19 protein-coding genes are annotated in these 23,994 nt (G+C 64.9%); 14 read left to right on the forward strand and 5 right to left on the reverse strand.

Annotated elements, in window-relative coordinates:
* Positions 1–240 precede the first annotated feature (240 nt).
* The 5 genes from ACFVHY_RS01055 to ACFVHY_RS01075 all read left to right on the forward strand — a co-directional run bounded on the left by ACFVHY_RS01055 (position 241) and on the right by ACFVHY_RS01075 (position 9,017).
* Positions 241–1,893: an FAD-dependent oxidoreductase gene (locus ACFVHY_RS01055; protein WP_390267198.1), complete on the forward strand. Its 1,653-nt coding sequence runs from the start codon at positions 241–243 to the stop codon at positions 1,891–1,893.
* Between the two features lie 97 nt (positions 1,894–1,990).
* Positions 1,991–3,019 (forward strand): amidohydrolase family protein, encoded by a 1,029-nt coding sequence (locus ACFVHY_RS01060; protein ID WP_390267201.1) that lies wholly within the window; start codon positions 1,991–1,993, stop codon positions 3,017–3,019.
* 390 nt (positions 3,020–3,409) lie between these two features.
* The gene (locus tag ACFVHY_RS01065; protein ID WP_390267204.1) at positions 3,410–4,696 is read left to right on the forward strand and encodes an MFS transporter; all 1,287 of its coding nucleotides are present in this window, start codon (positions 3,410–3,412) and stop codon (positions 4,694–4,696) included.
* A gap of 215 nt (positions 4,697–4,911) precedes the next feature.
* Positions 4,912–5,976 carry an extradiol ring-cleavage dioxygenase gene (locus ACFVHY_RS01070; protein ID WP_390267207.1) on the forward strand — a complete coding sequence of 355 codons (1,065 nt, stop codon included), beginning with the start codon at positions 4,912–4,914 and terminating at the stop codon, positions 5,974–5,976.
* A 224-nt stretch (positions 5,977–6,200) separates the two neighbouring features.
* Complete coding sequence (locus ACFVHY_RS01075; protein ID WP_390268768.1) at positions 6,201–9,017, forward strand: FAD-binding and (Fe-S)-binding domain-containing protein; 2,817 nt, start codon at positions 6,201–6,203, stop codon at positions 9,015–9,017.
* 59 nt (positions 9,018–9,076) lie between these two features.
* Here ACFVHY_RS01075 and ACFVHY_RS01080 read toward each other — a convergent pair whose 3' ends face one another.
* Positions 9,077–9,853: an IclR family transcriptional regulator gene (locus ACFVHY_RS01080; protein ID WP_390267210.1), complete on the reverse strand. Its 777-nt coding sequence runs from the start codon at positions 9,851–9,853 to the stop codon at positions 9,077–9,079.
* Positions 9,854–10,093: 240 nt separating this feature from the next.
* Here ACFVHY_RS01080 and ACFVHY_RS01085 point away from each other — a divergent pair, with 240 nt between their 5' ends.
* The 4 genes from ACFVHY_RS01085 (at position 10,094) to dmpG (ending at position 14,122) form a co-directional block, all read left to right on the forward strand.
* Complete coding sequence (locus ACFVHY_RS01085) at positions 10,094–10,864, forward strand: FadR/GntR family transcriptional regulator (protein WP_390267213.1); 771 nt, start codon at positions 10,094–10,096, stop codon at positions 10,862–10,864.
* A 351-nt stretch (positions 10,865–11,215) separates the two neighbouring features.
* Complete coding sequence (locus ACFVHY_RS01090; RefSeq protein WP_390267216.1) at positions 11,216–12,004, forward strand: 2-keto-4-pentenoate hydratase; 789 nt, start codon at positions 11,216–11,218, stop codon at positions 12,002–12,004.
* Between the two features lie 65 nt (positions 12,005–12,069).
* Positions 12,070–12,975, forward strand: coding sequence for an acetaldehyde dehydrogenase (acetylating) (locus ACFVHY_RS01095; protein ID WP_086533665.1), 906 nt, complete (start codon positions 12,070–12,072; stop codon positions 12,973–12,975).
* 52 nt (positions 12,976–13,027) lie between these two features.
* The gene (gene dmpG / locus ACFVHY_RS01100; protein ID WP_390267220.1) at positions 13,028–14,122 is read left to right on the forward strand and encodes a 4-hydroxy-2-oxovalerate aldolase; all 1,095 of its coding nucleotides are present in this window, start codon (positions 13,028–13,030) and stop codon (positions 14,120–14,122) included.
* 185 nt (positions 14,123–14,307) lie between these two features.
* Here the strand turns inward: dmpG and ACFVHY_RS01105 are convergent, their stop codons facing one another.
* Positions 14,308–15,204, reverse strand: coding sequence for an IclR family transcriptional regulator (locus ACFVHY_RS01105; protein ID WP_390267223.1), 897 nt, complete (start codon positions 15,202–15,204; stop codon positions 14,308–14,310).
* 326 nt (positions 15,205–15,530) lie between these two features.
* On the opposite strand from ACFVHY_RS01105, the gene ACFVHY_RS01110 reads away from it, so the two are divergent.
* From ACFVHY_RS01110 to ACFVHY_RS01130, 5 genes are all read left to right on the forward strand, one after another.
* Positions 15,531–16,136 (forward strand): TetR/AcrR family transcriptional regulator, encoded by a 606-nt coding sequence (locus tag ACFVHY_RS01110; protein WP_390267226.1) that lies wholly within the window; start codon positions 15,531–15,533, stop codon positions 16,134–16,136.
* A gap of 174 nt (positions 16,137–16,310) precedes the next feature.
* Positions 16,311–16,814 carry a flavin reductase family protein gene (locus ACFVHY_RS01115; protein ID WP_390267229.1) on the forward strand — a complete coding sequence of 168 codons (504 nt, stop codon included), beginning with the start codon at positions 16,311–16,313 and terminating at the stop codon, positions 16,812–16,814.
* 148 nt (positions 16,815–16,962) lie between these two features.
* The gene (locus ACFVHY_RS01120) at positions 16,963–17,580 is read left to right on the forward strand and encodes a TetR/AcrR family transcriptional regulator (protein WP_390267232.1); all 618 of its coding nucleotides are present in this window, start codon (positions 16,963–16,965) and stop codon (positions 17,578–17,580) included.
* Positions 17,581–17,925: 345 nt separating this feature from the next.
* Complete coding sequence (locus ACFVHY_RS01125; RefSeq protein WP_390267235.1) at positions 17,926–19,086, forward strand: acyl-CoA dehydrogenase family protein; 1,161 nt, start codon at positions 17,926–17,928, stop codon at positions 19,084–19,086.
* 76 nt (positions 19,087–19,162) lie between these two features.
* Positions 19,163–20,146: a zinc-binding dehydrogenase gene (locus ACFVHY_RS01130; protein ID WP_390267238.1), complete on the forward strand. Its 984-nt coding sequence runs from the start codon at positions 19,163–19,165 to the stop codon at positions 20,144–20,146.
* Positions 20,147–20,681: 535 nt separating this feature from the next.
* Here the strand turns inward: ACFVHY_RS01130 and ACFVHY_RS01135 are convergent.
* The 3 genes from ACFVHY_RS01135 to ACFVHY_RS01145 form a co-directional block, all read right to left on the reverse strand.
* The gene (locus ACFVHY_RS01135; protein ID WP_390267240.1) at positions 20,682–21,287 is read right to left on the reverse strand and encodes a helix-turn-helix domain-containing protein; all 606 of its coding nucleotides are present in this window, start codon (positions 21,285–21,287) and stop codon (positions 20,682–20,684) included.
* A gap of 152 nt (positions 21,288–21,439) precedes the next feature.
* Positions 21,440–22,963 carry an ATP-binding cassette domain-containing protein gene (locus ACFVHY_RS01140; protein WP_390267243.1) on the reverse strand — a complete coding sequence of 508 codons (1,524 nt, stop codon included), beginning with the start codon at positions 22,961–22,963 and terminating at the stop codon, positions 21,440–21,442.
* Positions 22,960–23,967, reverse strand: a complete 1,008-nt coding sequence (locus tag ACFVHY_RS01145) for an ABC transporter permease (RefSeq protein ID WP_390267246.1) — start codon at positions 23,965–23,967, stop codon at positions 22,960–22,962. The genes ACFVHY_RS01140 and ACFVHY_RS01145 overlap by 4 nt, the downstream gene beginning before the upstream one ends.
* Positions 23,968–23,994: the final 27 nt, after the last annotated feature.

Here is a 23,994-nt window from a genome sequence, read left to right on the forward strand (position 1 = left end):
GCCGCGACACGACGATCAGACGGCGGGCGTTCCAGGCGCTGGAACAGAGTGCCGCGCGGGCCTTGCAGGTCGGCCAGAATCCCAGAGGTGCATACAGCCGGAGACGGACGGTATCGAGTAGCTCACGAGCTCGATCGCCCTCGGTCCCGGTGCGGTGAGGTCTGGTTCGGCAGAACATGGCCGGCGCCCTCGAATCGAGAACCACCGTCGACGCCCTGACGGTCAGGAAAGGAAGACACCATGAATTCAGGTCCTGTGGCGGATCCTGTCGACACCGATGTCCTGGTAGTGGGTGCAGGCCCAGTCGGGTCCACGATCGCGCTCGACCTCGCGCAACGCGGCGTCGACGTCGTGTTGGCGGAAGCGGCGCCGGAACCGCGCAAGCTGCCCAAGATGGAGCGGTGCAACGCCCGAACGATGGAGATATTCCGCCGGCTCGGGGTGGCTGACACGCTACGGGAAGCAAGCGCGTTCACCCCGTATCCGATGGATGTATTCGTTGTGGCCGACACCCGGCACGACGCCCTCCTGCATCTCAAGTACCCCTCGGTGCCGGAGGCGAAGGAACTGGCTCGACAGAGTCGTGACGGATCGCTCCCCTTCGAGCCCCAGCAGCTCGTCTCGCAGTACACCGTGGAGCCGATCCTTCGCGGTGCCGCGATCGACGCGGGCGCGGATTTGCGTGCGGGTGCTGAACTCATCTCGTTCGAACAGGACGACGACGGCGTGACCAGCCAACTTCGACTGCACACCGGAGACACGTTGGTCGTGCGGAGCCGGTGGCTGGTCGGCGCCGATGGTGGTCGCAGCACCGTGCGCAAGCAGCTCGGAATCGCTCATCAGGGTGACGGGCGGATCCGGCCGGTCCGGCAGGTGTTCTTCCGTTCGACGACACTCTTCGAGAACATGCCGTTCGGACCCGGACGCCATTACTACTTCACCTCGGGTGCGCTCGTGGTCCAGGACGACCTCAAGCATTTCGTCGTGAACTTCCTCGACTGGAAGGACGGCGACGTCGCGGTGGACCGGCTCAAGGACCTGCTCGGCGACGTCCTCGACGAGGTGGAGGTCCTCCACGAGGGCGATTGGTACCACCACCTACTCGTCGCGGACAGCTACCGCGACCGCCGAGCGTTCATCGCCGGCGACGCGGCACACCTCGTGATTCCCCAGGGTGGCCTCGGTATGAACACCGGCATCGGCGACGCGGTCGACCTCAGCTGGAAGCTGGCGGGCGCGGTCAAGGGATACGCGGGTGAACACCTGCTCGACTCCTACGAACTCGAGCGCCGCGAGATCGGATTGTTCAACCGGGAGGCGTCCCGGGCTGCAGCCCAGGGGGTCGGCCGCTGGCGCTCGGCGGCCACCGAGGAATTCAAGAAGGACACGCCGGCCGGAGAAGAGAACCGTCGTCGTGTCGCAGAGCTGGCGGCCGAAGGCCAACCGATCGGCCACGAACTCGCGGGCACCGAGACGTCCTATCGGTACTCGCAGTCACCGGTGATTCTGACCGAACCCGGCTCTCCGGAGAATCAGATCCGGCGCTACACCCCAGGTGCGTACCCGGGCGTGCGTCTGCCCCACATGTGGCTCGACGACGGCCGACCCATCCAGGACGCGCTCGGACAGGATTTCACCCTGCTCGATCTCGGCGCCGCAGCGACCGACACCGCGCCATTGGAGCGGGCATTCGCAGCGGTCGGCGCCCCGATCGAAATCCTGCGCGTCCCGGATGCCCGGCTGCGTGAGGCGTACGGACGTTCGCTTCTGCTGGTGCGCCCTGACTTGCACGTGGTGTGGCGAGGTGACGTCCTCCCGGACGACGCGGACAGGATCGCAGGCGTGGCCACCGGACGGGTCGATGCGCGCGAGCAGACTCTGGCTGCCGTGTGATCAACCACCATCGATGAAAATGCCGAGGCCGTACCCATGGATGGGTGCGGCCTCGGTCTGCTGTCACCAGCACGACACGGAAGGAGCGGAGCAGCCCATGACTCCCTCGCAGAGCCCGCCGATGGGCCGGGTCGACATCCACTCACACTTCATGCCTTCTCGGTCCCAGCGTGGCGATTCCGACCTCCCGCGTCTCGTCGTCGATCCGGGCGAGGGTCGAATCATGATCGGCGAGAGAATCTTTCGTACCGTGCAGCCGGCATTGTGGGACGTCGAGAAACGTCTGACCAGCCTCGACGAGGCGGGCATCTCGCACCAGGTGATCTCGCCGGTACCGGTGACGCTGGCGGGCTCCGCGTCCGAGGCGGACACGACCAGGTATCTCCAGGCCCAGAACGATGGATTGCTCGACGCGGCTGCCCGGTCAGGCGGGCGACTGCTCGTGTTCGGCGCGGTCCCGATGTTCACGATCGCCGGTGCGGTCAGGGAACTCGACAGGCTGGCAGGTTTCCCCGGTGTCGTCGGCGTCGAGATGAGCAGTCTGCCGGGCGGTCGGGAGCTCGACGACCCGGAGTTGTGGCCGTTCTACGCCGCAGCCGAGGAGCATGATCTGGCGCTGTTCGTGCATCCGACGCAACAGCAGAGTGCGGTGCGGGGACGTGAGAAGCCATATCCCTTCGCCATCGGAATGCACACCGACACAGCGCTGGCCGCATCGGCGGTCGTCCTCGGGGGAGTGCTCGAACGATTCGCGAACCTTCGTCTGGCATTCGCGCACGGGTGCGGCTCGCTCCCATGGACATATCCACGTCTCCGTACGGCCGCCTGCGCCGACGATCCGGCGCAGAGTGAACGACTCGACGCGCTGTTGGCGCGACTGTGGTGCGACACCCTGGTGTTCGAGCCCCGATTACTCGAACTCCTCGCCGCACGGTTCGGACCCGACCACCTGCTCATCGGCAGCGACTACCCGTTCTACCGGACGCCACTGGCCGAACTCGTTGCGATAGGGGACAAAGCAGGCGAAGCCGGCGCCATCGACGACGACACGGTCGACGCCATGTCGTTGCAGAATGCTGCCGCTTTCTTCGGTCGCCGGTCGCCCCTTGGTCCTCCGAATTCCTGATTTCGTCAGGTCTGCGCGTGTCGGCGGCACATCGGGTCCACGCTGTAGAGATGGGCGGCATCGGGCCGGTCGTATGACGTCAGGAAGTCGAGGTGACCGCGCGCCATGGGACGGGGCCACCTCTCGGGTATGGAGCAGCATCAGGTGTCGAGGTCGATGCGTGCCCGGTTCCACCTCCCCGATCTTCCTGACCACGGGCCGTTCCAGCGCCCGGAACATGCGGTGGTACGCCTCACATCGGTCCTCCACTATTCGATGAGTCGCATTTTTGGCACCAGGAGGGCGCGCAACCGCGACCCGGTTCACGGGGTGACAGCCCGTCGTCTGTGACCCGGACGTCGGCCTCGACGGACCTGGCCCCGCGCGTACCTCGACGAGGAGGAGACAGCAGTGAACAATTTGTCCAGACGATCTTGGCTGGTCGTCGTCGGCAGCACTTTGGGACTCATGGTCGGGGTCGGGCCGATCATTCTCCAGACCGTCGGCATCTTCATGATCCCGCTCGGCGAGGAATTCGGTTGGAGTCGGACCGAGGTCAGCGGCGCGAAGAGTCTTGGCGGCCTGTTCGCCGCTGTCGCGGTGATCCTGGTCGGCTACGGCATCGACAGGTACGGACTGCGCCGGGTGATGATTCCGCTGATCGGGTTGTTCGGTCTGTCGCTGATGGCGATCTCGCAGGTACCCAACAGCCTGGTCGTCTTCTACGTCTTGTTCATCATCACCTACTGTGTCGCCGCGGCACAGAACGTCCCGCCGTACGTGAAGGCGGTGTCAGGGTGGTTCGACAACCGGCGAGGGCTGGCCATCGGCCTGGCCATCTGCGGCATCGGACTCGGGACAGCCGTGGTTCCCAGCTACACCCAGTTCGTCATCGACAACTTCGGTTGGCGCGCGGCCTATGTCGCCCTAGGCATCCTGGTCGTCGCGGTCGGTATCCCGTGCTGGCTGTTCCTGGTCCGCGAGCCGAACGCCAAGGAGCGCCTTGCTCTCGAGGTGGCAGCGGACGAACGGGCCTCGGAGGTCGCCGACGGCTCGTCTCCGGCGCCTGAGACGGTTCCCGGACACACACGCGCCGAAGCGTTGCGGACGCGCCAGTTCTGGATCCTGGCGGTATCGACGATCATCGCTTCGCTGGCGATCAACGGCGCGATGGCGCATCTCGTGCCGATGCTTCGCGACGGTGGCATGTCCGCCGCCGAAGCGGCCGGTGTGCTCGTACCGGTGGGCATCGCGTCGTTGCTGGCCAGACCTCTCGCCGGGCTGCTCGTCGATCGCTTCCACGGTCCGACGGTCGCGGCCATCCAGCAGGTGCTGCCCATCGTCTCCTTTGTGCTGATCGCGAGTGGACAGTTTTCCGTCATCGGTGCATTGCTGCTCGGACTTGTCATCGGCATCGAGGTCGATGTGACGTCCTACCTCACCACCAGATATTTCGGGCTTGCCCACTTCGGCAAGATCTACGGCATCATCTTCGCGGTGTTCACGGTCGGCTCCGCCGCCGGCGCGCTCGCCTTCGCGTCCTCGTACGATCTCTACGGCACTTACACTCCGACCTTTGTGATCGTCGGTGTGGGACTGGTGATCACCGCTGTCGCGTTCTTGTTCCTGGGGCCGTACACCTTCCCGGTCAAAGGCCGGTCCGGCCGTTCCTCGAAGCTGGTCAAGACGTCGTCCTGATCGGCTTGCGGGACAGTCCGTGCCACAGCGGCCGGTGAGCGCAGAATCCGCGCTCACCGGCCGCTTTGCCTACGGATGAATCACGGTTCCGAGGGCCGGAACGTGCTCTTGGTGGCCACCCCGGGGGGCGGCATCATATTCAGTGAACGCGACCGTGGCACTCGTGCAGGCGGCCCCATGATCACTGAACTAGCGCAACGAGGAGGTTGCCACCGATGGCATCGTCACTTGGTCTCGGATTGACCCACTACCCACTGCTGGCCGGAACCGATGAGAACATGGCCAACCTCCTTCGGTGGACCCTGCAGGACCCCGACATCCCCGAGCATCTGAAAGACGTGGCCTCGTGGTCGGATGAGAAGAAGCGCGAGTGGTCCGACGACAACGGGCGGGCCGCCGCAGCCGAGCACCGGGCCGCACTGGTCGAGAACCTGGCGACATGTCGTGCGGCTCTCGACGAATTCGACCCGGACATCGTGGTGGTGTGGGGCGACGACCAGTTCGAGAACTTCCGCGAGGAAGTGATTCCGCCGTTCTGCATTTTGGCCTACGACGATCTCGAGGTCCACGCGTTCGGCAAGATGGTCGACCGCGGTCTTCCCAACGTCTGGGGGTTGCCGGCAGAGACGAAATTCACGTTGAAAGGGGACGTGGACGCTGCCAGGGAGTTGACAGATGGTCTGCTCGAGTCCGGCTTCGACATGGCCTATTCGTACCGGAAGCGGGAAGAGACGCACTTCCCGCACGCCATCGCGAATACGCAGCTGTTTCTGGATTACGACAACGCCGGCCGGGAATTCCCTTACCCCATCCTGCCGATCACAGTGAATTGTTATGGGCAGCACGCGATCGCGCGCCGCGGCGGCATCGCGCGGTTTGCTGAGATCGCCGACGAGAGGCTCGATCCCGCGGGTCCGAGTCCCGCGCGATGCATGGCACTCGGGTCGGCGGTGGCCAAGTGCATGTCGCAGACGGGCAAACGTGTTGCCTACGTGGCGTCTTCGAGCTGGTCGCACGCCTTCCTCAACGACAAGGACTGGCATCTGCAACCGGACATCCCGGCCGACCAGAAGTTCTTCGATGCGATGGTCGACGGCGACCGCGAGTACTGGAGATCGGCGACTGGCCGTCAGATCGTAGAGGCCGGACAGCACGAGATGCTGAACTGGTTCTGCATGCTCGGTGCTGTCGACGAGCTCGGTTTGAAGCTCACGCACTCGGATCTGGTCACAACCGAGATCTTCAACTCCAACAAGGCATTCGCCGTCTACAGCGAGTAGATCGAGACAGTCGACCGGCAATGGTTCCGCTGGCCTGCAGTGGGTCGGCGGTGGCTGCCCGGTCGCGGGCGGCGAGCGGGCAGTAACAGTGGCGTGAGAAGTGGGGATTGACAATGCACTCGGATTCAGGCGGACTCCTCGCCGGATCGGCGGCATCCGCCGTGACACCCTCGCTTGCGGCATCGGGGCCGTCACGGCCCGCGCCGGACGCGGTCGCCGCAGCGATGTCGGCGGTGAGACGTAGCCGGATCGAGGCAGACGACTCGGCGCTCACCAGGTCGTTGTACGCGTCGGACGCCTCGGTGTACCGTGTCGCGCCCAGCGCTGTGGTCTTCCCGCGCGACCTCGACGAAATCCACTCGGTCGTAGCAGCCTGTTCGGAGAACGGCGTCCCGATCACCAGCCGAGGTGCCGGCACGTCCATTGCCGGCAACGCCGTCGGTGCCGGAGTCGTGATCGATCACAGCAGATATCTGTCAGCGGTGCTCGCTGTGGATGCGGAGACACGGTCGGCACGTGTCGAACCGGGTGCCGTGCATGCGACTCTCCAGCGCCACGCGGCCGCCGAGGGATTGCGGTTCGGACCGGACCCGTCGTCGCACTCGAGGTGCACTGTCGGCGGGATGATCGGCAACAACGCATGTGGCTCGCGAGCCCTGGGATACGGCCGGACCAGCGACAACGTTCGTGGGCTGGCGCTTGTCACGGCGTCGGGGGAATACCTCAGGTTGGGGTCGCTGGCCGGCGCCGGCGACGATCGGTCGGCGACACTCGACGCTCTGCGGAGAACGGTCTCGGGATCGCTGGCGACGATACGAACGGAGTTCGGACGATTCGGTCGTCAGGTCTCCGGCTATGCCCTTGACCCGCTACTGCCGGAGAACGGGTTCGACGTCACGAGATTGATCGTCGGATCCGAGGGAACTCTCGGTGTGATCGTGGAGGCGGATGTGGCGCTGGTCACCGACCCGGGTCACCGGGTCATGGGGGTACTCGGTTTCGAGAGCATGGTCGCCGCAGCTGCGGCAGTGCCGGCCCTGCTGCCGTTGTCGCCGATCGCCTGCGAAGGACTCGACAGCAGGATCACCGACGTCGTTCGTGCCGTACGGCCGGGTGGGTTGCCGGACATGCCGCGCGGGGCGGGATGGCTCTTCGTGGAGTTCGCCGGCGAGGACCGGGCCGAGCTCGAGGCCAGGATCTCGCTCGCCGCATCTGTCAGTGACGCAATCGATCACCGCCTCGTCGGTTCGACCGCGGAGGCCGCGGCGCTGTGGAAGATCCGTGAGGACGGGTCGGGATTGGTTGCCCGTACTCCGAGTGGTCGGCCGGCCCACGCCGGTTGGGAAGACGCCGCAGTTCCACCGGAGCACCTCGCCGACTATCTGGAACGGTTCGAGGAGTTGCTGACCGACCACGGGCTGAGCGGGGTGCCGTATGGGCACTTCGGTGATGGATGTGTGCACGTGCGCATCGACTTCGACCTCGATGTCGATGCAGGTCGACGACGCTACGAGGATTTTCTCGACGATGCGGCACGGCTGGTCGGCAGCTTCGGGGGATCGATGTCGGGCGAGCACGGCGACGGGCGTGCCCGGAGTTCGCTGTTGCCGCACATGTACTCCGGCGATGCCATCGCGCTGTTCGAGCAGGTGAAGCATCACTTCGATCCACACAATCTGATGAACCCCGGGATCATCGTCGATCCCCGGCCCGCGTCGGACGACGTGCGTTACACGGCCGCGCCGGGCGCGCCGTTGCCGCTGGCTTTCGCGTATCCACACGACGCCGACGGTCTATTCGGTGCGGTCCATCGCTGTACCGGTATCGGCCGTTGCGTCGCACCCAATCCGTCCGCGAGCGTGATCTGCCCGTCCTATCAGGCCACCAACGCTGAGAAGGATTCGACCCGAGGGCGAGCACGTGTACTGCAGGACGCGGTCTCCGGACACCTCGGGCCGGCAGGGCTTGCTGCGCCGGAGGTTCACGAGGCACTCGACCTGTGTCTGAGCTGCAAGGGTTGCAAGTCGGATTGCCCGACCGGTGTCGACATGGCGACGTACAAGGCGGAGGCGCTGCACCATAGATATCGAGGCAGGATTCGGCCGCGTTCGCACTATTCTCTCGGCTGGCTTCCCATGTGGCTCCGGTTCGCCCGGCGTATGCCCCGCGTTGCCAACAGGCTGAGTCGCGTGCGTGCGGCGCATCCGCTGGTCGCCTGGGCCGCCGGTATCGACGCGAGGCGCAGCATCCCGACCATCGGGGCGAGCGCGGATCGCCGGACCTGGCGCAGAGCCCAGGAGAAGACCTTGTCCGCTCCGGCAGGCAAGGATGTGGTCCTGTTCGTCGACACGTTCACCGACAGCTTCACTCCCACCATCGCGAGCTCGGTGATCGAGGTGCTGGAGGGTGCCGGTTACCGGGTGCATCTGCCGGAGCGGAGCACGTGCTGCGGACTCACCTGGATCTCGACCGGGCAGTTGGACCGTGCCCGCACGCGGCTGGAAGACACGGTGGATGCACTGCATCCGTATGTGACCCGGGGATTCACCGTCGTGGGCATCGAGCCGTCGTGCACGGCGGCGCTGCGTTCCGACCTGCCTGAGTTGGTGAACACACCCGAAGCGCATGCGGTGGCGCGTTCGACGAGCACGTTGTCGGAACTGCTCGTCGCTGATCAGGACTTCCGCCTACCAGATCTGACCGGAGTGAAGGTGATCGCGCAGCCGCACTGTCACCATCACGCGGTGTTCGGCTGGGACGACGACCGTCGGCTTCTGGAAAAGGCCGGAGCCTCGGTCAAGACTCTGGGGGGTTGCTGTGGCCTGGCCGGCAACTTCGGTGCCGAGCGCGGCCACTACGACGTGTCGGTTGCGGTTGCCGAGACGCAACTGATGCCCGCGCTGCGCGCGGCCAGCTCGACCACTGTTGTTCTGGCGGACGGGTTCTCGTGCCGGACGCAGATGGAACACCTCGCCGGTACCCGGGGCGTGCATCTCGCGGAACTCCTCTCCGGCGCGGTGGCCGTACGAGACAGTGAGTGACGATCGACGACACCGGGGACTCCCCGGTCGGCATCGGCAGACTGCGATCGCAGTGGTCGTCACAGCACCATCGACCTCGAGTCGCCCAGCTGCGCCTTGACGGCTGCTGCGATCCCGGCTGCGGTCTTGCGCAGCGCCAGTGAGAGGTCCTTGGGAAGCGGCGAACCGAGTTCGAACGAGGCGGAGACGGCGGCAACCGTGGAGCCGTTGACCACGACCGGAGCGCCGAAACAGGTCATTCCCAGTTGTGCTTCCTCTCGTTCGACGGCGATGCCCTGATGACGAATCGTCTCCAGGTCGGCGAGCAGCGCAGCGACGTTGCCGACAGACCGGGGTGTCAACCGGGGGAGGGGATCGTCGAGCTGTGAACGCAGCGCCTCGGGATCCTCGTAGGCGAGGAGAGTTTTGCCCACGGCTGTGCAGTGCGCCGGCAGCCGTGCTCCGATCTCGGAGATCACCGACACAGACCGGACAACCGGCACCTTCTCCAGATAGACGACGTCCGTACCGCGCAGCACGCCGAAATGCACGGTCTGACGGGTGTAGCGATGGAGGGCCGCAAGGTGTGGAAGCGCTCTGTCACGCATGTCCACCTCGGGGGGGAGCGCGCCCAGCTGGAACATCGACAGAGCGATTCGGTAGCCGGCGCCTTCTTGTTCGATCGCGCCGAGCTCGATCAGCCGCGCCAGCAGTCGGTGGACTGTCGACTTCGGGAGGCCGGATGCGAGTGCCAGGTCCCGGAGGCTCATCACCCTGTTCCGCGAATTGAAAGCGTTCAGGACATCGAACGCCTTCGACAGGATGGAGGGGGTCGGCGTGCTGACGTTGTGAGCCATTGTCTCTCCTCTACGTACGGGAGTATCCGTCGACAGGGCGGACGGTGGGGTCCCGCGTTCGGACTGTCATCCGGATCAGGCGCGGTCGAGGTGCCAGCGGAGTGTGACGTCGGCCACGCCCTGGGGTCGAGGCTAATGGTAGAACCATTAGAAGTCAAAGGTCGGAAATCTTCCGCCGAGGGTCGTAAGGTGAGGAGCCGAGAAAGTGGCAAGTCCATCCGATCCGAGGAGGTCGAAGCGGTGACCGAGCCTGTCGGCAGTGAGGTGCCCGTGCCGGCGAGTAACCTACCCGAGAGCGGATTCACCCCGGTCGCCCGCCCGAAACGGGGCCACGAGTACATCACTGCCCAGATCCGCGAAGCCATCACGAGCGGTCGGTATCGCCCGGGGGACCGATTGCCCGCCGAGCGTGAGATGGCGGCGATCTTCCAGGTGAGCCGTAATGGCGTTCGCGAAGCGATGCGAGGTTTGGAGTCGCTGGGATTGATCGAGATCCGCTTGGGCGTGCACGGTGGCGCCTTCGTGGCGACCGGTCACCACGGAATGGTCACTCAGTCGGTGAAAGACCTCGCGTCTCTCGGGGCACTGTCGGCGGACAGTTTGCTCGAGGCCAGGATTCTGCTCACGTCTGACGTTCTACGTCTCGCTTGCGAACGTGCCACCGAGGAAGATCTCGAACGACTGGAAGAAAACATCCGGGTGATCGAACGCTTACGCGATCAGCCCGACGTCCGCAGGGCGCGGATCACCGAATTCTATCGACTGTTGGCCGAGGCCACCCACAACGACGTCCTCGTCATGTTGAACGACTCGCTCGCCCAGGCAGTGCATGTCCGGATAGTTCGGGGTGGGCCACCGTTGTTACACCACGTCGGCGAGCTACGGCGTCGCGTGGTCGAACACATCCGGGCGGGTGAACCGGAACCGGCGATAGCCGCTATGACCGCACATCTTCGGGCTGTCGAGGATTCGATGCGGGACGAAACTCCGACCGCCCTCGCCGAAGCCTAGATCGCCCGGACGGGCGAGGGCCTCCGAGCCGGTCGGAGGTCGATCGCGGACTCCCGCTCAGTGGTAAGGGGGCGCGCGACCCCGACGTCCTGGTGCGATGATCTTTCTATTCGCTGCGGTGCCAGCCGGTTTGAGCGGTGTCCGGCGTGTGTGGGTACGTGTGCGTCTTGCCGATGCGTCGGTCATCCGACCCCCGGCGGCGGGCTTGTCCCGAACGACTCGGTTTCCCATGTGGCGACGCTGTGCAGGCGTGACGGGCGGGTCGGCGAGACAACCTGAGGCGGGGATCGCCCGCCGAACTGCAACGTGTTCTAAAATAGAACACGTTCACATTACGGAAGTGGGAGTGGAATGGCGGTTGAGCAGGGGATCCGCGAGCAGATCGCTGCCGATCTGGCGCGGGCGGAGGCGTCGGCGACCGCGATCGACCGGCCGAGCGATGCGTATCCCGACCTCGACGTGGTCGATGCGTACGAGATCCAGCTGATCAACATCCGCAAGCGACTCGACGCCGGGGCGAAGGTCGCCGGGCACAAGGTCGGCCTGGCGTCCGAGGCCATGCAGAAGATGATGGGCGTCGACGAACCGGATTACGGCCATCTGCTCGACGACATGCAGTACTTCGAGCACACCCCGATCGACGCGAAGAGGCTCTGCTACCCACGCGTTGAGGTCGAGGTCGGCTTCATCCTGGGCGAGGACCTGCCGGGGGAGGGGTGCACCAACGAGGACGTCATCGACGCGGTGGCCTGGGTGGTGCCCTCGATCGAGCTGATCGACTCCCGGATCAAGGACTGGAAGATCACGCTCTGCGACACGATCGCCGACAACGCGTCGTCGTGTGGCTGGATTCTCGGTCAGCAACGCGTCCCGATCTCCGAGATCGACACCGGTGACATCGACGCGACGCTCACGCGTAACGGAGAAATCATCGCCAAGGGCAATTCGTCTGCGGTACTGGGACATCCGCTCAACGCCGTGAGTTGGCTCGCACGCAAGGTCGAGGGCTTCGGGGTGCGCCTGCGCAAGGGTGACGTGATCCTTCCCGGCACCGCGACGCGGGCCATCGACATCTCGTCGGGCGATCACTTCGTGGCCGACTTCGCGGGACTGGGCAGCGTCACCCTCGATTTCACCTGACACGAAGTGTTCTTCGAATTCACCGAGACACGAACAACTTTCACAACAAGCAAGAGGAGGAACCCGTGGCAGCCAAACTGACCGCTGCGATCATCGGGTCGGGCAACATCGGCACCGACCTGATGTACAAACTGGAGCGCTCCGAGGTGATCGAGCCGCGCTGGATGGTCGGCATCGATGCCGCCTCCGAGGGTATGAAACGCGCGGCCGATCACGGCCTGATCACGATGAGTGGTGGCGCCGACGAACTGCTGGCGTCGTCGGAACGTCCGGATCTGATCTTCGAGGCGACCTCGGCCTATGTGCACCGCGAGTACGCGCCGAAGTACGAGGAGGCGGGCATCATCGCCGTCGACCTCACCCCGGCTGCAGTCGGCCCCGCCGTGGTGCCGCCGGCCAATCTCCGCGAGCACCTCGATGCGCCGAACACCAACATGATCACCTGCGGCGGTCAGGCGACCATCCCGATGGTGCATGCGGTGAGTTCGGTTGTGCCGGTGCCGTATGCCGAGATCGTCGCGTCGGTGGCCTCGGTGTCGGCCGGGCCGGGCACCCGCGCGAACATCGACGAGTTCACCGCCACGACGTCGGCGGGTGTGGAGACGATCGGCGGGGCGCAGCGCGGTAAGGCGATCATCATCCTGAATCCGGCCGACCCGCCGATGATCATGCGCGACACCATCTTCTGCGCCATCCCCGAGGATGCGGACACCGACGCGATTGCCGAGTCGATTCACCGGCGGGAGAAGGAGATCCAGGCCTACGTACCGGGATACCGGTTGCTGCAGGACCCCCAGTTCGACCCGCCGAGCGTCCTGAACGGCGGACATGCCCGGGTGTCGATCTTCGTCGAGGTCGAGGGTGCGGGGGACTTCCTCCCGCCGTACGCCGGGAATCTGGACATCATGACCGCTGCCGCCACGAAGGTCGGCGAAGAGATCGCCAAGACCAAGTTGGGAGTCCCGGCGTGACCACCAGCGTGAGTGCCCTCGAAACAGCAAAGACCAAGTTGGGAGTCCCCGCATGAGTACCAATGTGGTTCTGACACCGCGTGACCCGAAGCTGATGGCGAACGCGCGCAAGTACTCCGACACCCTCGACATCCGCATCACGGACTCGTCGCTGCGTGACGGCAGCCACCACAAACGTCACCAGTTCACCGAGGACGAGGTGCGTGCGATCGTCGGTGCACTCGACGAGGCCGGGGTGCCGGTCATCGAGGTGACCCACGGTGACGGTCTGGGTGGGTCGTCGTTCAACTACGGCTTCTCCAAGACCCCCGAGCAGCGGTTGATCAAGGCTGCCGCCGAAACGGCGAAGCGTGCGAAGATCGCCTTCCTGATGTTGCCGGGGCTGGGTACCAAGGACGACATCCGCGCGGCGCAGGACAACGGCGGTCAGATCTGCCGCATCGCGACGCACTGCACCGAGGCCGATGTCTCGATCCAGCATTTCGGACTCGCTCGTGATCTCGGCCTGGAGACCGTCGGGTTCCTGATGATGAGCCATAGCCAGCCTCCGGAGGTCATCGCCAAACAGGCCCGCATCATGGCCGATGCCGGGTGTCAGTGTGTGTACGTCGTCGACTCCGCAGGTGCGCTGGTCCTCGAGGATGTGACGGTCCGGGTGGAGGCCCTGGTGGCCGAACTCGGCAATGACGCGCAGGTCGGGTTCCACGGGCACGAGAATCTCGACATCGCGGTGGCCAATTCGGTGAACGCGATCCGCGCGGGCGCGCAGCAGATCGACGGCTCGATTCGGCGTTTCGGAGCAGGCGCCGGCAACACGCCCACCGAGGCCTTCGTGGGTGTGTGTGACAAACTCGGCATCACCACCGGCGTCGATTTCATGAAGATCGCCGACGCCGCACAGGATGTCGTCCGTCCGGCGATGCCGTCGGAGTGCCTGGTGGATCGTTCGGCGATGATGATGGGCTACGCCGGGTGCTACAGCTCGTTCCTCAAGCACGCCGAGGGTCACGCGGAACGCTACGGCGTCTCGGCCGCAGAGATCCTCCTCGAGGCGGGCAGCCGCAAGCTGGTCGGTGGCCAAGAGGACCAGCTCATCGACATCGCGCTCGAGCTCAAGAAGAAGCAAGACGCCAACGCCGGAGTCTGACGGGATGGCCGCTCATCGGATCGGCCGTGCGCCTGGCGTCGCTGCGTGGGCGAGAGCGCGGTATCCGATGAGCGGCCACCCGCGTCGACGACAATCGCGATGCCGGTGTACCGACTCAGGAGTTGCGGTACACCAGCATCGCGATCGGCAGGCCACCTCGAACGGGCTGGTCTGTCGGCTTTCCGTCAGAGCCAATCTTGATTTCTGCTCAGCGGGAGAAGGCCGGCGATCGATTCGGCATTCCAGGACGGCTTTCGCGTCGGCGGCGCGGGCACGGATTGGGCGCGACGAAACGGCTTCGAGTTCGGATCAGCGGGAACCAGTTCCTGGGTGATCTTGTGTGCCGCTTCGACGAGCAGGCGGGCGTGTTTGTGCAGCAGGTTGTCATGTGCGGCGCCGACAATCGAGATGGCTCCGAGCGGACCGGCCGGCCCGCGAAGCGCAATTCCGGCACACGCGATGTTGGGGAAGCACTCCCCACGTTCGAACGAGAGGCCGTGGTTGCGCCGGATGTGATTGAGGTTCTGATGGAGTGCGCCGAGACTCGACACCGTCTGCGGCGTGCGAGCCGAGAGCGTGTGGAACCGATCGTCGACGTGTTCCGGTTCGAGCCACGCGAGCATCGCCTTGCCCAGGGCGGTCGCATGCGCCGGCGCACGCCCGCCTACTCGCGACGGTATCTCGACGGCTCTACGCCCGCCGAGCTTGTCGAGGTAATAGACCGCGTTGCCATCGAGGACACCGAGGTGGACGACAAGATCGGTCCGCACGGCGATGTCATGAAGAACCGGCGCCGCGGCCGCGCGAAGCGCGCTGTGCCCGATCTCTCGCCCGCCGAGGCCGAGTGAACGCGGCCCGAGACTGTACAAATCGGCATTTCGATCGAGCCACGTCATTCGCACCAGCTGCTCGAGAATTCGGTGAGCTGTCGAGCGCGGCAGGCCGGTGGTCTGGACGACAGACTCGAGATGGAGTTGGCTCTGCGGGCAGTCGAAGCAATCCATGATCAGCGTCATTCGTTCGACCATCGACGACGGGATGGTCGGCTGGTCCTTCACGGGCGGCGGGGCTAACACCGTCACGATCACACCTCGTTCCTAACTGAAAAGTTTTCTAGTTCTGCACTGTAACAGTGATGTGCGCCACTGGAAAGCTCGACTTGGTGCTGCGACACTGCCGCCGCGGTCACCAGTGCCGCGGGCTGCGCTTTCAGCCGCGCGACAAGTAGTCTTCGCTGAGGCGGACGGCTGAGGCGGACGATGGCCGCGGACGACGTCCGAGCGGGTGCGTGGAATTAAGATGAGACGCCAGCCGCGCCACGATCGGCGGTGAGGCCGATGAAGGGAGTGTGGTGGGTAGACCGCCAGACCCTGACAAAGTCGCAGCGGAGCCTGCGAATCAGGGTCAGATGTTGCGCCGCGAGAAAATACTCGCGGCGGCGGCGACCCTCGGTGACCGTGATGGGTTCGAGGCCGTACAAACCACCGAGATCGCGCGAGAGGCCGGTGTCGCCATAGCGACTCTCTACCGGTACTTCCCGACCAAGCCGCAGCTCTACGCAGCGGTGCTGGATTCGGAACTACGTTCCTTCGCGGCGGACTGGGAGGACATGGCGACGGCCGGGACCCCGCTCGAAGATGTCGCAGAGCACCTCGAGTACCTCACCGAACGACTCGCCGCGCGGCCCAAGCTCGCAGCGGCGATGGTGCAATCCGCGTCTGCGGGGTACGTGGGCGCGAGCGTCGGTGAGGTGTCGATGCAGCAGATGCCGTTGCGGGATCGTATCCTTCGCGCGTTGGGTGTTGTCGATCCGACCGTCGAGGATCAGTCCCGAGTGAAGCTGTTGCAGTACGCATGGTGGGGCGTTCTGTTCTCGGTCGTCGACAGCAAACTCCCGCTGGCGGAGGGGAAACGCGAGATAAGGACTGCTGTTCGTCTGATCCTGACAGACTGTGATTGCTGGCGGACCGACAGGCGGACGTCTGACGCGGTCGGCGCCGGCCGCGAACTCTGACCGGCTGGCAGCCATAGCGCCCGTATAGAATCGTCACCGGGTGGATTCCGGTCAGTGGGACAACTCGGTGGGCGTGCGTCGGCGGCGCTTGGTGGTCGGCGATTGTGGGATGAATCGGCCGTTCAGCGGAAAGTCCGGCTCCGATGGGCATCACGCACTCATATCGTCCGATGTATGACGATCACAGTCCATGGACAACATGACGGTAAAGGCATCGAGCCGACTGAGTTTCGTTTCGCGATGGCGGAATTCGCGACTGGAGTCACGGTCGTGACGGCCCATGACTCTGGCGGCCCCGTCGGTTTCGTCTGCCAATCGTTCGCGTCGGTGTCCCTGGATCCCCCCATGGTGCTGTTCTGTGTGGATCACCGCAGTCGCTCATGGCCGCGGATTCGGGAGGCGGGACGGTTCTGCGTCAATGTTCTCGCGGACCATCAGCGTGAGGTGTGCCAAAGTTTCGGCTCGAGTCAAGGGAAAAAGTTCGACGGCGCGCAGTGGGAGCTGTCGGGGTGGGGTGTGCCCGTGCTCTCTGATGTACTCATGCGCGTACACGCGGATATCGACTCCGTGACGACTGCCGGCGACCATGATGTCGTCATCGGTCGTGTCATCGACGTCGAGCGGGTCGACGGTGGACACCGACCAATGGTGTTCTTCCGAGGGGCGTTCGGCTCGTGAGGACTGCCGCCGCCGCAACGATGGCCGGGCGTCGTCGACCGACAGTGGCGGGATCTGAGACGCCCGCCGGTCGACCGACCATGCGGTAGTGTGTGACTGATTGTGGACGATGGACCTGTCCACGCGCCAACGGGAAGGAGCGGGATCGATGCCCACGTCGCCAGTAGCCACAGGGCGTCAGTCCCAGATCACCGAGGTGGCCGCGCGCCTGTTCAACGAGAACGGTTTCCACGAAACCTCGATGGACGACATCGCGCAGGCGGTCGGGATCAAGAAACCCACTCTGTATCACCACGTTCAGAACAAGGCGGCCATCGTGGCCTGGATTCATGACGAGTGTGTGCGGGCGATCCTTCCCCCTTTGGAGCGGTACCTCAAGGAAAACCTGCCGCCGGCGGACATTCTTCGCCTGGTGGCGGTGGACATCTTCACGCTGCTCGATCAGCGCCCGGGTTACCTTCGAGTGTATTTCGAGCATCATCGCGACCTGGACAGTCGTGCCAGGTCGCGCAGCAACAAGAAACGTGACAAGTACTTCGATGGCGTGCGTACCGCAATCGAGCGGGGCAATGCCAGCGGCGAATTCGCCTTGGAAGACTCGACGCTGGCGACGATGGCATTCTTCGGGATGTGCAACTGGGGCTACCAGTGGTACCGCCCGGGTGGGCCGCAGACCGCCGAAGAGGTCGCACGACAGGTGTGGTCGGTGTTCATGGGCGGAGCGCTGACGCCCGGTCCGACGCGGATCGACGTACTCTCGGCGTGAATCCGACGCCTCCCTGATCTGCTCGAGTCGCGGTCTGCCCAGGAGGGCGGGATCGGGTTGCGCGCAGATCGTCAGCTGCGTCTGATGGCAGCCAGGCGTACCTGGCGACGGCAGACGATCGCTGCGGGTCTCGAGACCGCTCAGGGACATGTCTCCATGTCGATTCGTGCGTTATCCGTGTTGCGCCGCTCGTGGCGCGATCTCCAGGTCCAGACGCCTTGACTCGCCACGGGCTTCGGGGTTTAACTGGAGTCGCCCGACCGGTCGGTTGGGCGACTTCCGCGACCGGAGATCGACGGATCGACGCCGTGTTCGTCGACCACATGCCCGAGATGAGGAACGAAGATGGACTTCTCGCTGTCCCCGGAACAGAGTGAGTTCCGCGACCACCTGCACAATTGGGTCGAGAAAAAGCTGCCGAAGGCAACCGCAAGGGAATGGGAAGCCAAGGAGCACGAGTACCCGGACGAGCTCTGGGATCTGATGTCCGAACAGGGTCTGCACGCTGTCGGACTGCCCGAAGAGTACGGCGGCTCCGGGTCGGATGTGATCTCACAGGTCATCATCGGCAGGGAACTCTCCCGCACCCTGGGTGGCCTTGTCTGGACCTGGGGGCTGTCCTCGTTTTGTGCTCGATCGGTGGCCGAGTCGGGTTCGGAGGAGATCAAGGCCGAGCTCCTGCCCAAGCTGGCGGCGGGTGAGATCAAGATCGCCATTGCGGTGACCGAGCCGTCCGGAGGCACCGATCTGCTCGGCCAGATGCGGACGACCGGCAAGAAGGTCGAGGGCGGCTGGCAGATCCGGGGACAGAAGATCTGGTCTACCGCGGCCCACGTCTCGGACTACCTGCTCTTGCTCGCCAAGACGGACACCGGGGCGGAACGAGCGAGTCGGGCGATGACGCTGTTCCTCGTCCCCAACCCCGCGAAGGGCCTCGAGATCCGTCAGATCCCCAAGCTCGGTATGCGGGCCGTGGGGTCGTGCGAAGTGTTCCTCGACGACGTTTTCGTTCCGGATGCAAACGTGTTGGGCGAGGTGAATGCCGGCTGGCAGGGCATCCTCACCAGTCTCAACAACGAACGGATCATCGTGGCCTCCCTATGTCTGGGAGTCTTGGACGGAGTCCTCGAGGATGCGGTGGAATACATGAAGACCCGCGAGGCCTTCGGCCGGCCGATCGGGCGTTTCCAATCGTTGCAACACTACGTCGCGGACATGGCGATGTGGCAGCGCCAGAGTGAACTGGCGATCTACTACGCCGCCTGGCTGCAACAGTCGGGACGTGAGATCGGTTCGGCCGCAACCATGGCCAAGGTCATCGCCTCGGAGTACGCGACTCAGGCCGCAGACCTGGGAATCCAGATCCTGGGTGGTATGGGCTACGCACAGGAGACCGACATGCAGCGGTACTGGCGCGACGTCCGGCTCTACCGGATCGGTCCGATCACCAATGAGATGGGTCGGAACGTGATTGCCGAATCCTTCGGTCTCGGCCGATCGTTCTGACGTCGTGAATGTGAACCGAATATCGCCGGCCGTAGCGTTCGAGGGTGACGCTCGGACCGGTGAGGTGCCGGCCGTAATGCGAGCGTGGGTGTTCGCCGACCACGGAGAACCCGATGCCGTCCTCCGGTTGGTCGACGATTGTGCCGTCCCGCGACCCAGGGCGGACCAGATCCTCGTTGCCGTCGAGTCTGCGGCGGTCAACTTCGCCGATGCGCTGATCATCGGAGGCACCTACCAGTCGAGCCCGCCACTCCCGGCGGTCGCCGGCATGGAGCTCAGCGGTACCGTAGTCGCCGCCGGGCCCGACAGTCCCGTGGTGCGAGGCGATCGGGTTGCCGGACTCGGGGCACACATGAGTGGAGCCTTCGGTGAGTATGCCGTTCTCGACGCGGGCAGCTACTTCGTCCCGCCGGCCGACTACTCTGCCGTAGAGGCAGCCTGTTTCACGGTCGCTTATCAGACGGCGTGGTTCGCGGTCCACGTTCGCGGAGGTACCCGGAGCGGGGATGTCGTGCTGGTCCATGCTGCCGCTGGAGGGGTCGGCCTGGCCGCAGTGCAGATCGCCGCGGCAGCGGGTGCCCGCGTCATCGGGGTCGTCGGGAGCCCGGACAAGGTCCCCGCGGCGACCGCTGCCGGTTGCTCTGATGTCCTGGTCCGGGACGGTGGAGATCTCGTCGCCGCCGTCAAGGCGGCCGCTGGAGGTAGCGTCGACGTCGTCGTGGACCCGGTCGGCGGGCGGTCTCACACGGTCTCCGAGCGAGTCGTCGGCTTTGCCGGCCGGATTGTCATCGTCGGATTCGCCAGTGGCGAGATCCCCCCGGTGCGCGCCGATCTCCTGATGGTCAAGAACTATTCGGTGGTGGGGCTGCACTGGGGCCTGTATCGGGATCGCCGGCCGGACATCGTGAGCGGCGAGTACGCGAATCTGTCCGCCTGCGTGACTGATTCGACAATAAGGCCACTCGTCGGTGAGGAGTTTCCGTTCACCGAGGTGCCGGCGGCGCTGCGTGCGGTGACCACGGGTCGGAATGTCGGCCGCGTCGCGGTCCGCGTTCGGTGACGAGCGCTCCGCTCGCCTGATAGGTCTTGAATCTGGCGACGACGTTGCGTTAGAGTGAACAGCAGTACCGACCGACTGGTCGGTTGAATGATCGCCCATCAGACGATGAGTTCGCAGAGGAGTGAGTCCACATGACAGCAGGCGCTTCGAAACCGACCCGCTTCGGACCGGCTTCCGCGCACACTGCGGACAACGACGCCAAGCACCTCATCGCGTTCGCGTTGGCATGGGCACCGTTCGGAGGGCCGTCATCCGAGGACATCTTCCTCGGGTTCGGCGTCACGCGGGCGAGATTTGTCGAGAAGTTGTGGCACTACGTCCGCGAATCACAATGCACATCATGGGAAGTCGACACCCTCACGCGTGCATATCCGTTTCAGACCCCGGACTCCTGGTGGCGGCGCCACACGGACGAGGCCGCGTTGAGGAGACGGGCGGGATAGCGCTCTGGCGTCGCCTCCGACGTTCGGACAAGTCGCCGCGTGGGGTCCGGCGGTCAGCTGCCAAACGGCATCGGTCTATTGCGGGGCAACGATCAGAAATTGGGCGGCGAGACGACGGCGAAGATACGCGCCGTGGTGTCGCCACCATTGACGACGGTGTGCCCACGTTCTCCCGAGTACCACGCGGTGTCGCCCTCGAAGAGCTCGATCACCTCGGAATCGGGTTCGAGGACGAGATGTACCGTGCCGGCGAGAACATGGATGCACTCTTCGCCTGGATGCCGTCCCACGTCTGTGTGCCCGCCACCGGGGCGCATCTCGACGATCATCGGCAACATCGACCGACGTTCGTCGCGCGACAGCAGGTAGATGCTCAAATCCTCCGCAGGAGACGGAAGTTCACGGAGCTCGTCGCGACGAATGAGGTCGTAGTCGCCCTCGCTGATATCTGCGATCAGTTCGCTGATGTGTACTTCGTAGTGGCGAAGAAGCCGCATGAGTCGACTGACCGAGATCTCGTTCGCGCCTGATTCCACCAGCGACAGGAACGACCGCGAAATCCCCGTTGCGCGTGCCACTCCTGCGAGTGGAAGGCCCTTCTCCGTTCTGATCGCTTTCAGCCGTGCTCCTAATGCGGGCTGTAGGTCGTGGTCATCCGGTTGGATGTGTGGTTGTGCGCTCATGGATCCTCGTGTCATGTGGAACCGGAATGAAGCCGGGGCACCGGTCTAGGCCGGGTCCACGACTGCGTGGCCGAGTGGTCCGAGCATAGCAACGGCCGGTCGGGAGTGTTTCTGCAAAACCGACCGAACCATCGCTGGTCCGGCCGGTTTGCCGACGAGAACGTGCGTCAGCCGATGGCTGTCGCGGTGCTGCTCCGGGTCGCCCCGGTCATCGATTCTGTGAGTGAGTATTCGGTGAGTCGCGCGCCTGCCAGCTCCTCCACGACCCGGCCTCGTCGGATCACCACGACCCGCGAGCAGAGCAGCGCGAGTTCTCGAGGATCGGACGAACCGACGACCAACCCCATTCCTTCGGCGGTGAGCGACCGAAGGACGTCGTGAAGTTCCTGACGGGCCGAGATGTCAACGCCCACGGTGGGGTCCTCGAGGACGAGGAAGTGAGGTTTGCCGAGAAGCCTCCCGCCGACCAGAGCTCGTTGCTGATTGCCTCCCGACAGCTGTCCGATCTGGCGTTGATACACCGGGGCCAATCCGAGACTGTCGGCGATGGTCCGACAGAAACGGGCCACCCCGCCGGTGGTGAGGAACGATTTCCACGACCCCTCGGACAATGCGGACAGCACCATGTTGCTGGGCACGCTCTCCTCGGCGAGAAGGACGTCGCGACGCGACGCTGGTAGCGTCGACACACCCATCCTGGTCGCGGACCGCACCGAGCGGATGACCCGCGGACCCAGACGTACCGACCCCGAATCCGGCCGGGAGGCGCCGGAGAGGATCGCGAACACTTCTTCGACACCGGAACCTGGAAGGCCGGCCACCCCCACGAGCTCGCCGGGCGCGACGTCGAGGTCGAACTCGGTCAGAATCCCACGAGAGGTGCCGTGGGCGACGAGATGGTCGCCGATGTCGGACACCGTCACTTCGCTGACGTCGGCCATAGGCGGCGCGGCCTGCAAAGCCTTCTCGTCGTCACGCATCATGATCCGGACCAGGTTCGAACTCTCCGTCTCGGTGCCGGTCAGCGTCTGGATCTTCTTCCCGTCTCGTAGGACGGTCACCTCGTCACAGAGGCGCTCGACCTCTTCGAGGCGGTGGCTGATGTAGAGCACCGCGACACCGTGGTCACGCAGATCCTCCACCAGCTGCGCCACTCGCTCGGCGTCGTCGGGGTTCATTGCCGAGGTCGGTTCGTCGAACGCGATGATCCGGGACTTGCGGTAGAGCAGCTGCGCGACCAGCACGATCTTCTGCCACGACACCGGGAGCGAGCCCACCGGCGACTCGAGGTCGAGATCGAGGCCGAGGCCGGTCACGATCTTGTGCACCTCGCTTCGCTCGCGACCCCGGCCGATGAGGCCACCGCGGTGGGGCTCCGCACCGAGGGTCACCGCCTCACGAACGGTCATCTGCATGGGCAGGATGATCTCTTGCGGGACCGCGACGACCCCGTGGGAGGTCGCCTGACCTGGCGAGGAGAAGGTGACCGGTTCGCCGTCGAGCACGATCTGGCCGGCATCCGGGGCGTGCCTCCCGGTCAGCACACCGACGAGTGTGCTCTTGCCCGCACCGTTCCGCCCGATCAGCCCGTGCACGACGCCGGGACGCAGGGCGAGGTCGACGGAGTCGAGAACTGTGCTGTCGCCGTAGGTCTTGGTGACGCCGCGGAGCTCGATCAGTGCGGTACTCATACCTTCTGTTCCTGTCGTGCCAGGATGACCGCCGCGATGAGGACGCCGCCCTCGATCAACTGGATCACCGCACCGGGCTTGTTCATCATGACCAGACCGGTTTCCAGTGCGGCGATGAAGAACACGCCGTACACCGTCGCAAGGACCGAGAACCGGCCGCGACCCACCAGAGCCGCGCCGAGGAAGACCGCGGCGTACGGCGGCAGCAGCAGACCGGTGCCGCTGTTCGGGAAGGACGAACCGCCCTGGGACGTCAAGAACACACCCACGATGCCCGCGAACAGACCGAGTATCACGAAGGCGGAGATCCGGACGGTCGGAACCGAGATGCCGGCGAGACGCACTGCCGTGCGGTTCATTCCGGTCGCACGAACCCGACGTCCATAGGTGGTGTAGCCCAGTGCGACACCGACGACGACGACGAGCGCCAGTGCGAGCCAGGTCGACAACGGGAAGCCGAGAGTTCGCTCGAGCGTCAGATCCGTGTACGTCGAGGTGACACCCTCTGAGATGGTCTTGTCGTCGGTGAGCAATCGTTCGACGCCGGTGGCGATGAATCCGATGGCCAGCGTTGCGATGAAGGCGGGAGCCCGTCCGTAGGTGACGGCGAGACCGTTCAGCAGGCCGACGATCACGCCGACCGCGATCGCCGCCAAGATGGCGACCCCGGTGGGCCAACCCATGGCCGTCATGCTCAGGATGCCGACGGCGCCGGAGAGCCCGATCGTCGATGAGAACGACAGGTCGAACTCGCCGATGAGCAGGACGATCGTCACGCCGAGAGCAAGTACCAACAGGCCGACCTGCTGGTCGATGACCGACCGCAGGTTTTCCCAGGTGGGATAGGTGTCGGGCAGCTGCCAGCTGAAGAAGGCGACCAGCAACACCGCCAGGACGAGTCCTGGAACCCAGGGGTACTTGTGCAGGAGGCGCATGACACCGGGCTTGCCGGGCTGCTCGTTTCGTGCGGAATCCGTGTCGGCACGTTCGATTGATGTAGTCATTACTTTCACTGTTCTGTCGTCCCGAGG

It is taken from the genome of Gordonia sp. NPDC127522 (assembly GCF_042672305.1).
GTDB lineage: Bacteria > Actinomycetota > Actinomycetes > Mycobacteriales > Mycobacteriaceae > Gordonia > Gordonia hongkongensis.

Excerpts from the sequence above, each read along its gene's own strand:
- ACFVHY_RS01055 (WP_390267198.1), top strand. The coding sequence starts at position 241 with ATGAATTCAGGTCCTGTGGCGGATCCTGTCGACACCGATGTCCTGGTA.
- ACFVHY_RS01060 (WP_390267201.1), top strand. The coding sequence starts at position 1,991 with ATGACTCCCTCGCAGAGCCCGCCGATGGGCCGGGTCGACATCCACTCA.
- ACFVHY_RS01070 (WP_390267207.1), top strand. The coding sequence starts at position 4,912 with ATGGCATCGTCACTTGGTCTCGGATTGACCCACTACCCACTGCTGGCC.
- ACFVHY_RS01075 (WP_390268768.1), top strand. The coding sequence starts at position 6,201 with ATGTCGGCGGTGAGACGTAGCCGGATCGAGGCAGACGACTCGGCGCTC.
- ACFVHY_RS01080 (WP_390267210.1), bottom strand. The coding sequence starts at position 9,853 with ATGGCTCACAACGTCAGCACGCCGACCCCCTCCATCCTGTCGAAGGCG.
- ACFVHY_RS01090 (WP_390267216.1), top strand. The coding sequence starts at position 11,216 with ATGGCGGTTGAGCAGGGGATCCGCGAGCAGATCGCTGCCGATCTGGCG.
- dmpG (WP_390267220.1), top strand. The coding sequence starts at position 13,028 with ATGAGTACCAATGTGGTTCTGACACCGCGTGACCCGAAGCTGATGGCG.
- ACFVHY_RS01110 (WP_390267226.1), top strand. The coding sequence starts at position 15,531 with ATGTTGCGCCGCGAGAAAATACTCGCGGCGGCGGCGACCCTCGGTGAC.
- ACFVHY_RS01115 (WP_390267229.1), top strand. The coding sequence starts at position 16,311 with ATGACGATCACAGTCCATGGACAACATGACGGTAAAGGCATCGAGCCG.
- ACFVHY_RS01120 (WP_390267232.1), top strand. The coding sequence starts at position 16,963 with ATGCCCACGTCGCCAGTAGCCACAGGGCGTCAGTCCCAGATCACCGAG.
- ACFVHY_RS01125 (WP_390267235.1), top strand. The coding sequence starts at position 17,926 with ATGGACTTCTCGCTGTCCCCGGAACAGAGTGAGTTCCGCGACCACCTG.
- ACFVHY_RS01130 (WP_390267238.1), top strand. The coding sequence starts at position 19,163 with ATGCGAGCGTGGGTGTTCGCCGACCACGGAGAACCCGATGCCGTCCTC.
- ACFVHY_RS01135 (WP_390267240.1), bottom strand. The coding sequence starts at position 21,287 with ATGACACGAGGATCCATGAGCGCACAACCACACATCCAACCGGATGAC.
- ACFVHY_RS01140 (WP_390267243.1), bottom strand. The coding sequence starts at position 22,963 with ATGAGTACCGCACTGATCGAGCTCCGCGGCGTCACCAAGACCTACGGC.
- ACFVHY_RS01145 (WP_390267246.1), bottom strand. The coding sequence starts at position 23,967 with ATGACTACATCAATCGAACGTGCCGACACGGATTCCGCACGAAACGAG.